General features: G+C 67.7%; 7 protein-coding genes. 5 read left to right on the plus strand and 2 right to left on the minus strand.

The genetic code is table 11. The features are described 5' to 3' along the window. Positions 1-3: 3 nt before the first annotated feature. On the minus strand, positions 4-1,359 hold the full coding sequence (locus tag ABD893_RS03905) for an MATE family efflux transporter (RefSeq protein ID WP_345076226.1): 1,356 nt from the start codon (positions 1,357-1,359) through the stop codon (positions 4-6). A gap of 166 nt (positions 1,360-1,525) precedes the next feature. Between ABD893_RS03905 and ABD893_RS03910 the strand changes: the two genes are divergently transcribed. Together ABD893_RS03910 and ABD893_RS03915 are read left to right on the plus strand one after the other, a co-directional pair. After that, positions 1,526-4,999 (plus strand): efflux RND transporter permease subunit, encoded by a 3,474-nt coding sequence (locus ABD893_RS03910; protein ID WP_345076227.1) that lies wholly within the window; start codon positions 1,526-1,528, stop codon positions 4,997-4,999. 140 nt (positions 5,000-5,139) lie between these two features. Next, the gene (locus ABD893_RS03915; protein WP_345076228.1) at positions 5,140-6,111 is read left to right on the plus strand and encodes a glycosyltransferase family 2 protein; all 972 of its coding nucleotides are present in this window, start codon (positions 5,140-5,142) and stop codon (positions 6,109-6,111) included. 42 nt (positions 6,112-6,153) lie between these two features. Here the strand turns inward: ABD893_RS03915 and ABD893_RS03920 are convergent, their stop codons facing one another. Then, the gene (locus tag ABD893_RS03920) at positions 6,154-8,043 is read right to left on the minus strand and encodes a glycosyltransferase (protein WP_345076229.1); all 1,890 of its coding nucleotides are present in this window, start codon (positions 8,041-8,043) and stop codon (positions 6,154-6,156) included. Between the two features lie 368 nt (positions 8,044-8,411). On the opposite strand from ABD893_RS03920, the gene ABD893_RS03925 reads away from it, so the two are divergent. The 3 genes from ABD893_RS03925 to ABD893_RS03935 all read left to right on the plus strand — a co-directional run. Then, the gene (locus ABD893_RS03925) at positions 8,412-9,038 is read left to right on the plus strand and encodes an arsenate reductase/protein-tyrosine-phosphatase family protein (protein WP_345076230.1); all 627 of its coding nucleotides are present in this window, start codon (positions 8,412-8,414) and stop codon (positions 9,036-9,038) included. 209 nt (positions 9,039-9,247) lie between these two features. Continuing rightward, entirely contained in the window at positions 9,248-9,997 is a 750-nt protein-coding gene (locus tag ABD893_RS03930; RefSeq protein ID WP_425548332.1) for a hypothetical protein, read from the plus strand. A 47-nt stretch (positions 9,998-10,044) separates the two neighbouring features. After that, positions 10,045-13,272 (plus strand): PKD domain-containing protein (locus ABD893_RS03935; RefSeq protein WP_345076232.1); only part of this gene is annotated, 3,228 nt, incomplete at its 3' end.

The raw sequence follows: 13,272 nt of genomic DNA on the forward strand, positions 1-13,272 counted from the left end.
GCCTCAATCGCCCAGCCGCATCCAGGCGTCGGTGCGGACCCGCAGGCCCAGGCTGATCGCCCGCAGCACCATGAACAGGAAGTTGCAGGCCAGCCACAGCATGGCGAGTCCCCACGGCCCCGCCGGAGCCCACCAGGCCACCAGGACGGCTCCGGGCAGGATCGCGACCGCGATCAGGCTGCCCACCTTGGCGAGGTAGGGGGCGTCTCCGGCACCCATCAGCACCCCGTCCAGCACGAACACGTATCCGGCGATCGGCTGGGTGGCGACGAGCACCCAGAGGGCGGCGCGCAGGTTCTCCTGCACGGCGACGTCCGGGGTGAACAGCTCGGGCACCACGTAGCTCGCCGCCAGCAGCAGCACGGAGACGACCGCTCCGCCACCCACACCCCAGGTCATCAGACGCCGGGTCACGGCGTGCACGGTGTCCGGGTCGGAGGCGCCGAGGTAGCGGCCGGTGAGGGCCTGGCCCGCGATCGCCAGGGAGTCCAGCGTCAGCGACAGCGCGGTGAAGACGGTCATGGCGAGCTGGTGCGCGGCCAGCTGCACATCGCCCAGCCGGGTGGCGACCACGGTCCCGGCGATCACCACCACCCGCAGCCCGAGGGTGCGCACGAACATCGGCACCGCGTCCCGGCCCACAGAGACCAGGTTCGTCAGGTGCGGGGTGAGTGCGATGCCCTCCCGGCGTGCCCGATTGACGATCACGCCGAGCAGCACCGTGGCCATTCCCCATTGGGAGATGACGGTGCCGATCGCGGAGCCCGCGATCCCCAGATCCAGGCCGAAGATCAGCACCGCGTTCAGCGGGATGTTCACCAGCGCACCGCCGACGGCGACCACCAGCGGCAGCTTCGCGTCCTGCAGGCCGCGCACCAGGCCGGTCGCGGCCTGGACGGCGAGCATCGCCGGCAGACCGAGGGCGCTGAGGCGCAGGTAGATCATCGCCTGGGCGAGGACCTCCGGGGACGGGCCGAAAGCGGCCAGCAGGTGCCGGCCCGCCACCAGCAGCAGCACGGTCGACAGCGCCCCCACGGCCAGCGCGAGCCAGCAGGCGTCGATCCCGCGGGAGATCGCCTCCCGGGTGCGGCCGGCGCCGAAGGAGCGTGCCACCGCGGCGGTCGTGGAGTAGGCCAGGAAGATCGCCAGACCCACGATCGTGGTGAGCACGGTCGAGGCCAGGCCCAGACCGGCCAGCGACGTGGTCGAGACCCGGGCGATGAAGGCCGAGTCCGTCAGCAGGAACAGCGGCTCGGCCACCAGAGCCCCGAGGCTCGGAATCGCCAGCAGCAGGATCTCCCGGTCGACGGTCCGACGGGCGCGCTCCTCGCGGGGGGAGGGATCGGGGGACGCGGGCACCCCCTTATTGTGCGACGAGATTCGCGACGTTCGTCGGATCCGAGTTCGCAGGCAGGCGTGAGACAGTGCGCCAGGAGCACTCGACGCCAGGACTCCAGACCCCAGCACCATGGGGTCGCGGCGACGGGCCGCACCACCCCGTCGCGCATCACCCCTGAGGAGCAGGATGAACCGCCTGGCCACGCTGAGCCTGAACAACCGGTCCTTCATCGCACTGGTGTGCATCGCCGTCTCGATCATCGGCGTGTTCGTGATGACCACGATGCGCCAGGAGCTCATCCCCTCGGTGTCGCTCCCGCAGATCCAGGTGATGACCGTCTCCCCGGGCTCGTCGTCCGAGCAGGTCCGGGATCGGATCACCGCCCCCGTCGAGCAGTCCCTGAGCGGGCTGGAGAACGTCGAGGGAACCTCCTCGAGCTCGCAGGCGGGCATGTCGATGGTCACCGTCGAGCTCACCTATGGCGTGGACGTCGCCCGCGCCTCCAACCAGGTCGATGCCGCCCTCAACCGCATCGAGGGACAGCTGCCCGCGGATGCTGACCCCCAGGTCATCGCCGGCGGCACCAGCGATCTGCCGGCCGTGGTGCTGTCCGTCTCCTCGGACCTGGACCCCTCCGACCTCGCCTCCCGGCTCGAGACCTCGGTCACCCCCGAGCTCGAGCGGGTCAGCGGCGTCTCCTCGGTCGCCGTGATCGGCGCCCCAGAGCAGATCGTGCAGATCACGCCCGACGAGGATGCCCTTGCCGCGGCGGGCCTGACCGAGAACGACATCACCACCGCGCTCGACGCGACCGGCCTCTCGCTCCCCGGCGGCTCCGTCGTCGACGGCGACCGCACCATGGACGTGGTCCTCGGCCAGGGCGTGGAGAGCCTCGAGAGCCTCGAGGCGATCGTGCTGATGCCCGCTGAGGGTGCCCAGCAGGATGGCGAAGGACAGCAGGGCGAGGAGCAGCAGCTCGGCCCGGACGGCCAGCCGCTGCCCGACGCCGAGCCCCAGCAGCCCGCCCAGCCGGTCACCCTCTCCGAGGTCGCCACCGTCGAGCAGACCACGCAGGAGGCCACCTCGATCTCCCGCACCAACGGGCGTGAGTCGCTGGTGCTGATGGTCACTGCGACTGTCGACGGCAACGTCGTGGACGTCTCCGAGGGCGTCGAGGACGTGCTCGCCGAGACGCTCCCGGGCGTCGGCGGCAATGCCGAGACGGACGTGGTCTTCGACCAGGCACCCTTCATCGAGGAGTCGATCCTGGCGCTCGCCGAGGAGGGGCTGCTGGGCCTGCTCTTCGCCGTCGGCGTGATCCTGCTGTTCCTGCGCCGGGTGCGCCCCACCGTGGTCACCGCGATCTCGATCCCCACCTCGCTGCTGATCGCGTTCATCGGCATGTATGTCACCGGCTACACGCTGAACATGCTCACCCTGGCGGCGCTGACGATCTCGATCGGCCGCGTGGTCGACGACTCGATCGTGGTCATCGAGAACATCACCCGCCACCTCGCCTACGGCAAGACCAAACGCCGAGCGATCCTCGACGGCGTCAAGGAGGTCGCTGGCGCCATCACCGCTTCGACCCTCGCCACCGTGGTGGTGTTCCTGCCGATCGCCGTGGTCGCCGGGATGGCCGGAGAGCTGTTCCGGCCCTTCGCCCTGACCGTCGGCATCGCGATGCTGTCCTCACTGCTGGTGGCGCTGACCATCGTGCCGGTGCTCGCCTACTGGTTCCTCAAGGTCCCCAAGGGGCATGAGGACCTGGACCCCGACGATGCCGCGCAGGCGGCAGCGATCCAGGAGCAGTCCGAGGCGAAGGAGGAGCGCACCTGGCTGCACCGGACGTACGCACCGCTGCTGCACCTGGTGCTGGATACGCTCCCGCGCCGCCTCCTCACCATCGGTGCCGCGATCCTCGTGCTGGTGGGCACCGCGTTCCTCTACCCACTGGTGAACATCAGCTTCCTGGGGGACACCGGGCAGAACATCGCCTCGCTCACCCAGACCCTTCCCGCCGGCACCAGCCTCGAGCAGTCCTCGGACAAGGCCACCGAGAGCGAAGAGGCCCTGCAGGGGGTGGACGGCGTCGAGACCGTCCAGACCACCATCGGCGGTGGCGGGTTCGGCTTCGGCGGCGCTGCGGGGAACGAGGTCAGCTTCTCGATCACCACCGATCCCGACGCGGATCAGGAAGCTCTGCTGGACGAGATGGTCACGACCCTCGAGGCGCTGCCGGAGTCCGGCACCATCGAGGCCGCGGACATCGCCTCGCCCACCGGCTCCAGCTCGGTGGACATCCTCATCACCGGTCCCACCGCCGAGGCCCGCCAGGCCGCGAATGACGCGATCCTCGCCGAGCTCGACCCGCTGCCCAGCGGCGTCGCCGAAGTGGGCAGCGACCTCCTGGCCGACCAGCCCACCGCAGTGGTCACCGTGGATCGGGAGGCCGCCGCCCAGCGCGGACTCACCGAGGAGGCCGTGATCGGCATGGTCGCCGGGCAGATGTACCCCGGTGCGATCGGGACCATCACCTTGGAGGACAACGAGCTGGACATCTACGTCGCCGGCGGCGAGAGCGTGGACACCTTCGCCCAGCTGCAGGACCTCCAGCTGATGGGCTCGATCCCCCTGACGGACGTCGCCAGCGTCGAGGAGGAGCTCTCACGCCCCTCGATCGCGACCCAGGACTTGCTGGAGACCGTCACCGTCTCCCTCACCCCCGCGGGCGAGGACGTCGGGGTGGCGACCGACGCGGCGAACGACGCCATCGACACCGCGGAGCTGCCCGAGGGCGTCGAAGCGACCATCGGCGGCACCGCTGCGGACATCGACGAGACCTTCGGTCAGCTCGGCATCGCCATGCTGGCCGCGATCCTGCTGGTGTACGTGCTGCTGGTGTGGATCTTCAAGTCCCTGATCCAGCCGCTGATCCTGCTGGTCTCGATCCCCTTCGCGGCCACCGGTGCGCTGGGGCTGCTGGTCATCACCGGCGTGCCGCTGGGCCTGCCCTCGATGATCGGCCTGCTGATGCTGGTGGGCATCGTGGTCACCAACGCGATCGTGCTGATCGACCTGGTCAACCAGTATCGACGCGATGGGATGACGCTCGAGGCGGCGCTCCACCAGGGCGCGGCCAAGCGACTGCGCCCGATCCTGATGACCGCCGCCGCGACCATCTTCGCGCTGGTCCCGATGGCGCTGGGCATCACCGGCAACGGCGGCTTCATCGCCCAGCCCCTGGCCGTGGTGGTCATCGGCGGCCTGATCTCCTCGACCCTGCTGACCCTGGTGATCGTCCCGGTGCTCTACCGGATCGCTGAGGGCCCGGGCGAGCGGAAGCGGGTGCGCGAGGAGGCGCGTCTTGGGCAGCTGCGGGAGAGCCGTGCGCAGGCGGAGATCGAGAAGCGGGAGCGCCGCGAGTCCGAGCAGCGGGCCCAGGCGCGTGCGGCGCTGAGCGATGCCGGAACGGCGGAAGCCGACGCTGCTGTCCGAAGTGTTCGTGCCGGTGACACTGACCGCCTCGATAGCACTGACCGCCCCGGTGGCACTGTGGTCACCCCACTTCCCGCAGCAACGGTTCATGGCCGCCGCCGGTCGCTCAAGGAACGCGGCGGGCTGGTCGGGATCGTGAAGCGGCGGCTCGGGCGGGGCTGACTCCGCACGGGGCCGATGGGGCGACGGGTCGCTCGTTGCCGGCTGCGGCACCGCACCATAAGCTCGCGTCATGTACCCCCCCCCGGCGTGCTTGGAACGCACGGATGGCCGGGGCTGGCCTGCAGGTGAGGAGGACTGAAATGCGTGCACCGCAGAACGTTGTCGTGGGCATGGCAACTTTCCGTCGACCTGAACTGCTCGCTGCGTTGCTGCCGAAAATCCTCGAGCAGATCGAGCACGCCGCCTCGACGGTAGGCATGCCCACGCAGTACCGGGTCGTAGTCGTCGACAACGACCCGGCCGAGAGCGCCCGGGATGCGGCAGAGTCCATCGGGGATTCACGGATCCGCTACGCCCCCGAGCCACGGCCTGGCATCAGCAGTGCACGTAATCGCCTTCTCGACGAAACTCACGACGCCGACGTGCTGGTCCTCCTGGATGACGACGAGACCCCCCACACCGGGTGGCTCGTGCACATGCTGAGCACCTACCTCGAGCATGACGCCGACGCGGTGAGCGGCCCGGTGCACGCCGTATTCGAGGGTGGGGAGGACCCCTGGGTCGCTGCCGGGGAGTACTACCTCGGACAGCGGCGTGAAGGGATGACCACCGGCACGGTGCTCCGCCGGGCTGCGACGAACAACCTCCTGCTCGACATGAATCGGGTGCGCGCGCTCGAGCTGCGGTTCGATGAGCGCTTCGGCCTCACCGGGGGAGAGGACTCCCTGTTCACGGGCCAGCTGGCTGCCGCTGGTGGGCGGATAGTCTTCTGCGCCGAAGCGGTCGTGGACGACCTGGTGCCCCGTGATCGCAACACCCGCAGCTTCAACCTGGCCCGGCGCCGTGCCCAGGCGGCCACCCATGTGCGTGTCGAGCAGAACCTCGCCACCTCGCGCAACGACCGCGCAGCGAATGCCGCACGATGGGCCGTTATTGGTTCGGGTCAGCTCGTCAAGGGATCGGTGCTCGCCGTGGCGGGACGCATCACCGGCAACCTTCGTCGGCGGGCCCAAGGCGAGAGCCGGTTCGCGAGCGGCCTGGGGGTTCTCGGGGGCTGCGTAGGGGTCGTGTCCGCGCCGTATGCACGGACGCGCTTGAGCCCGCGGCGGTGAGTGACCGCGGCCTGTCCTGTCGTGTTCTCCTCGGGGAGGACGTCAGGATCGTGCATATTCCTCGTAGAGATGTCCGCGGGCGCCGGCGAGCATTCCGCGCCCACGGTGGAACGTCCGCATCCCGCGGGCGTTGTGTCCGAGGTGCTGCCGGACGCGGCCGTAATGGTGCCGTGCAAGCCCGGCTGTGACTCGAGCTGTGCCACCGACCAGGAACCGACTACGTACCGCTAGACGGCGCGTAGCGCTCGGCGCAAGGCGGAGATTGACGTGCACCCAGCCGTTGCCGGCGCTGAAGGCACGCTGTGTGGCCCATTCGCGAGTAAGTCGGCTAGCGACCACGTAATCCTCGGCCGCGGATTCATTGCACCAGACGATGGTGCCTCCCGATTCGACGAGCTGACGGGTGAACAGGGTGTCTTCTCCGCCGCTGAGTCCGAGCGAGTCCTCGAAGCGGACTCCGAAGTGTTGGATCTGCGCCATGTCGAGGAGGAGGTTCCCGGCGGCAGCCGTCGGGAGGTACGTTCCGGTCGGTCGCTGCGGCCTGCGGAATGTGCCTGAGGCGATCACCCACGGGTCGGTGTCCTCGTAGAAGATGGAGATGACCCTGCCCGCTACCGCGCTGGCACGGTGCTCACGCCATACTTCGACCAGGGACGAGAGCCAGCCGGCCAGTGGAATCTCATCGTCATCGAGGAAGGCGAGGAGATCACTGTCGCGGCACTCGTCCAGCGCTCGGTTGCGAACGGCCGAGATCCCCGGCGTCGTCTCTTGGACGTACCGCAGGTTCAAGGGCGTCGCATCGACGGCGCTGCGGGCGGAGCCTTCCGGATCGTTGTCGATCACAAGCACATCGACGATCGCATTCGGGGTCTCAGCGATGCGGTCGGGTAGAGCTGCCAGCAACGCTGCGAGCTGCTCCGGTCGCCGGTATGACGGGATGGCGATGGTGATCCGTAAGGGTCCCGACTCGGCACGCTCCTGCCTCGGGACAGGAGGCGCGATCTCAAGTCGTCGGGGGGCCGACGGCTGCGGGCGGCGAACCAGTTGGGCAGCGCCGGCGAGCATCCCGCGCCCGGCGGCGAGCAGCCCTCGTGGTTCGGTGAAGGCCTGCTTCCTGCCTCCGCGCATCCAGATCAGGGCGGACTGGCGGGGGGAGGCGAGCACCCAACGAGCCCAGTCCTTCCCGCGCAGATGGCGGCGCCCGAAAAGCATCCGGTTACGGATGTTGTAGAAGTAGTAGGTCGGAGACTTCGTCCTGTCGCTCGCTGCGTCCTGAGTGCCGCCCTCGTCGTGGACAACGAACAGATCGGGGCGGATCTCGAGCCGCATCCCCTGTTCCGCGGCGCGGCGAGAGATGTCGACATCCTCCCAGTAGAGGAAGAAGTCCTCGCTGAATCCGCCCAGTGCATCGAAAGCCTGGGCGCTGAACGCCAGGCATGCACCGCTGAGCCAGTTCGCCCATTCCGGATCGTCGTCGTCCGTGGACCAGCCGGACCGCATCTGGCCCGTGCGCCGGTTCACGCGCGCCCCGCGGAAGTGGGGGCGTCCATCGCCGGTGTTCATGAAAGGGGAGACCAAGGCGAGAGGATCTGCGGTGACGTGGCGGCCGAGCTCTCGGAGCACGTCCGCAGGAGCAATCGCGTCGGGGTTCAGGGTGATGAGCGCGCTGAGTCCGTGTGCGCGGGCAGCAGCGACTCCACGGTTCACCCCGGCACCGAAGCCATCGTTCGGCGAGGTGACGAAGAGCCACCCGCGCTCCCGGCACAGGGCCTCAGCGTCTGCTCGCGCAGCGTCGGAGTGAAAATTGTCGACCAGGACGACGAGAGCGTCTTCATCCTCATCGATGTCGACACCGATGTTCCTCGCAACTAGCGATGGGTCGCCGTAGTTGACGATGATCACCGCGTAAGCGGTGGTGGTCTGCTCAGCCATCTGTACGTCGCCTCCTTCGCCGGCAAAGATCCGGCCTCTCCGCGGCATCCGTTCCTCCCTCGACGCAGAGGGCGTCGAGAGCACCTGCGAGCGACGCAGGCGAGAAGCTGATGTCCATTTGGTCCAAGATACGTATCATGTCATGGTATGCCCGGAAATTCCCGGGGAGTGAGGCTGTCGGCGTGAGCGCGGCAGGGAGGAGCCCCCGTGACCATCGCGGAGTACCGCAGTCTTGAGAGTGCGCAGGCGTTTCATGTCAGCAGGTTTCGCGCTCTCAGCGGGCGCGCAGTTCGCGCCGATCTCGAACAGGGTTGCGCTCGTGCGGCCGTGACTCGCGAGTGCGAGACGCCTGCGCTCGGGGATGCAGGATGACGTCTCCGGGGTCAGAGCTGATCCTGTTCGTCTGCTCGGCGAACATCTGCCGCTCACCCCTGGGTGAGCTTCTCCTGCGGCGGGGGCTGGCAGATCTTCCGGGAGTCAGGGTTGAGAGTGCGGGCACTCAGGCGCGCACAGGGGCCGCCCTCTGCTCACTCGTCAGTGAACAGTTCGTCCGCGGCGAGCAGGCGTCTGGGCTCCCTGCCGACCCTGTTCATAGCTCGCAGCGGGTGACTGCGGATCTTCTGGCGGAGGCGACCCTGATCCTGACCGCGGCCCGGGATATTCGCTCGGAGGTCGTCCGAATGGCGCCGCAGGTGCGGGATCGCACCTACACGATGAGGGAGGTGGCCTTCCTCGGGGAAGGCTTCGCTCTGGGTGCTTCGGCACGACGCGTCGGCGTCGTGTCGCACTTCGCCATGCATCTCGATGGTGCGCGGGCCGTCAAGGGGCCGGTTCCTTCGCGGCGCGCGGGATGGTGGCGGATGCGGTCCGTGGATGGACGGGACATCGTCGACGGGCATACGCACGGCGCTCGAGAGCATCACCGCACGCTGCAAGATGTTGCCGAGGCGTCGGCGACGATCCTCGGGCAGCTGGGTGGGCGCGCTGTGCGCTGAGATGGGACGGCCCGATCGAGTCCGTTTTGCCCGTTGTGCGAAGTATGTCCGAACCTCTATCATGGCGCCGAGCCGCATCTCTGCGGATTCACCGCACTGTGGCGGTATGCGGATCTTCGGGAGAGTGGGGGCTGGGAATGTTCAGCGCATCTTGCCTTCGACCTTCCGGGGTCAGGCGCCGGAAGGCGTCCGCCGTCCTTGCGCTGCCAGTGCTGCTGTTGTCCCTCGCGCTCGCCGGATGTACCACGGCGTCTCCGGAGGCTGATGACCCGCCCGCGCCGCCCACAGGTGGGAGGTCCGCACCTCAGGGTGGATCTCCGAGCGCCGATGCGCCCCCGACGGATTCACCAACCGCCGGTGGGACACCCGGCACGGGTTCCCCGACGGAGGATGAGAAGAGTCCAGAGCAGGGTGATCCCACGGCGGAGGATGATCCCGCTGATCCCGCTGATCCCGCTGATCCCGCTGATCCCGCTGATCCCGCTGATCCCGCGGACCCCAGCTCGACTGCCTGGCAGGAGCCTGCGGACCCGGCGAAGGAAGGCCCGACCGCGGCACCTGCCCTGCCCGAGGTCACCGGCTCGCTGGACGAGGCCATCGCGCTTCCGACGCACGTCACGGTCTCTCTCTCCTCGATCGAGACCACCACTATCGAAGCCTCTACTCCCGGTGAGTACTCGGGGAGCGCAGTCGTCGTCAGCGTGACGATCGCCAACGAGACGAAGGAGCCGTTGCCGGTCAGCTCTGCCGTGGTCTCGCTGGGTGCCGACGACGGCGAGATAGGCGTCCCCACCTGGGCAGATCCGCATGATCCGCTGCAGGGCGAAGTGCCGGCGGGATCGTCAGCAGTAGGCACCTATGTCTTCATGCTCGAACCGGCCGACGGGCGATCCGTCACGGTGAGCGTCAACTATTCCGCTGGTGAGCCGGTGGCCGTGTTCACAGGCGCAACCCCATGACAGCTTCACGCAGATCGATCTCCACAACCACCCGACAGGGGCAGACGATGAGCACTCCGCAGCGGCGTGAAAGGATGCGTCGAGGATTCGGCTTCCTGACGGCGATGACACTGGTCCTCGGTGGGTTGACGGCAGCGTTCGCCCTCACCCCCGATCTCGCGGCTGACGCCGTCGAACTCCCGTCCCCGCCGCCTCTGCTGCAGCGGGACGACACCGTCGTCACGGCGGATCCGATCCCCACCGTCCAGATCGACAACGGCTACGTCTGGTCGCAGGCGACGATCGGTTCCACCGTCTATGCCGTGGGGGACTTCGACAACGCGCGGGCGCCGCTCGCCGTACCGGGCACCCAGCTGACCGCGCGTTCAAATGTTCTGGCCTATGACATCAACACAGGTGATCTGCTGCCCTTCGCGCCCCAGGTGAACGGGGTCATTAAGGCTGTGGCGGCCTCTCCGGATGGCAGCCGGATCTACATCGGCGGCTCGTTCAATACGGTCAACGGCCAGACCCGCTACAGCATCGCTGCACTGGATGCCACGACCGGTGAGCTGATCTCGAGCTTCAAGCCGGCGATCGGCGGCACAGGTGTGTTTGCGCTCGTGGCCAAGGGATCGATGGTGTACGCAGGCGGCCTGTTCACGCAGGCCAATGGGACTCCGCGGACGAACGCCGCGGCCTTCAACGCCAGCAATGGCGCACTCATGCCGTGGGCGCCGCAGTCGGATCGGCAGATCGACGCTATGGTCGCTGACCCCGCCGGCCAGAAGATTATCCTCGGCGGGCGTTTCGCGAGCGTGAATGGGAACACGACGATGCGCGGAGCCGCTGCGGTGGATCTCCAGACGGGTGCTGTGGACGCGGACTGGGCGCTGACGCAGACGGTGAAGAACGGCTCGAGCTCGGGCAGCAACGCCGGAAAAGCAGGGATCTTCGCCCTCGCAGCGGATGACACCGGCGTCTACGGCACCGGCTGGGTGTTCGCGAACCTTGCTACCGGGAACCTGGAGGGCACCTTCGCCGCGGAGGCTGGAACCGGTGCCGTGCGATGGGTCGCGGACTGCCTCGGCGACCACTATGGCGTGTACTCCACGGGAGAGACAGTCTACTCCACGAGCCACACCCATGCCTGCTCGACGATGGGGCTGCATCCGGAGCAGAGCGTGCGGCAATATCGATACGTAGAGGCCTATACGACGGACGCGCGCGGCCTGCTCGGGCGCAACCCCCATGCGGGGAGCACCTATCAGAACTGGGAAGGAACACCGGGCCCTTCGGCGTATGCCTGGTATCCCGACTTCCTCGTCGGGACCACCACCGGAATGGGCCAGGCTGGACTGTCGATCACTGGCGTCGGGGACACGATCTCGATCGCCGGCGAGTTCATCAGCGTGAACAACGGACGGTTCGAGGGGATCGTCCGTTTTGCGAAGAACCCTCCCGGGGGAGCGAAGGACGTTCCCCGGCTCTCGGGCTCCAGCTGGCAGCCCGCCGCGAACTCGTTCGTCGCCGGCCGGGTGCGGGTCTCCTTCACCGCCAACTGGGACCGCGATGACCTGGACCTCACGTACGAGTTGAAGCGCTCCGGTACGAGCACACCGGTCGCCACCCGGAAAGCCCCTTCGACCTGGTGGAACCAGCCCGGCATGATTCTCGAGGACACGACCGCGACACCGGGGATGCAGTACACCTACACGGTCGTGGCGCGCGATGGCGACGGGAACACAGCGACCAGTGCTCCCGTCACGGTGACGGCCGCGGCTGGCCTGGCCTCGGAGTACGTCTCGGCAGTCCTGAACGACTCGCCGCAGCTGTACTACCCGCTCGGTGATACCCCCCAGGACTGGGCTGGCTCGAACCAGCCGGTATTCGGGGGAGGCGTCAGCCCAGGGCAGCCTGGCATCGAAAATTCGTCCACCGGGCACTCGAGTTTCGACGGGAGCACGACGGGACGGGTCGTCTCCAGCTCCAGGACTACGGCCTCAGCAGAATTCTCCACTGAACTCTGGGTGCGCACGACCAGCAGCAGAGGCGGAAAGCTGATCGGCTATGGAGATGCGGCGACTGGCAGCTCGAGCAGCTACGACCGGCACGTGTATATGCGCGATGACGGACGGATCGTGTTCGGGGTCTATCCCGGGAATGTGCAATCAGTGCAGAGCGCGGACGCCTACAACGACGGCCAGTGGCACCACGTCGTCGCGTCCCAGGGTGCAGACGGCATGACCCTGTACATCGACGGGATGATCGTGGGCAGCAACGCTGCGGTGACCACTGCCCAGTCGTATCAGGGGTACTGGAGGATCGGCGGCGACAACCTCAGCGGCTGGCCGAACCAGCCGCGGTCGAACTATCTGAGCGGTGACATCGATGAGGTCGCGGTCTACGGTTACGTGCTCGATGCGCAACAGGTGAACACCCATTACGGTGTCGGCAAGGGATTTGAAGCGCCGACTGCAGAATTCGATGCCGTTGCGGGCGAGCTCGGAGTGAACGTCGACGCCAGCGCCTCCACGGCCGCCGCAGGAGCCACGATCGTCGAGTACACCTGGGATTTCGGGGACGGGACCGCGCCGGGAAGCGGCGAGACAGCCGCCCACACCTACTCGGCAGCCGGTTCGTACACCGTGTCCCTTGCCGTGCTGGATAGCAACGGGCTGTCGGCTACAACTGCTCAGCAGATCCAAGTGACTGGCCCGAACACGGCTCCGTTGGCCGTGGCGTCGACGACGATGAACGGGTTGACCGTCACCGCCGACGGATCAGGCTCCTCAGACCCCGACGGCGAGGTCACCGAATACTCCTGGGACTGGGGGGATGGTCAGGCCTCAGCAGGACAGATCGCCTCTCACCAGTACGCCGAAGCCGGCAGCTACACCGTGACCCTCACAGTGACCGATGACCGATCGGGTACGGCATCTATCACGACGCAGGTCAGCGTCGTGCACGCTGATCCGGCGGCACGATTCGATGCTTCGAGCTCGGGCCTCGCAGTCCAGGTCGATGCCAGCACCTCGTCGGCGTCGGACGGCGCCACACTCACCTACGCCTGGAACTGGGGTGATGGGACCGCAGCATCGGAGGGACAGTCCGCCTCACATACTTACCCTGAGGACGGCGATTATGAGATCACTCTGATGGTGACTGACAGCCTCGGATCGGTGCACAGCACGTCTCAGACGATCTCTGTGAACGAGCAGATCTTCGCCGGGTCGGATGCGTTTGAGCGGACGGTATCTACCGGGTGGGGCGCTGCTGATGTGGGCGGTGCGTGG

Source organism: Brachybacterium paraconglomeratum, from assembly GCF_039541415.1.
GTDB classification, from domain to species: domain Bacteria; phylum Actinomycetota; class Actinomycetes; order Actinomycetales; family Dermabacteraceae; genus Brachybacterium; species Brachybacterium paraconglomeratum_A.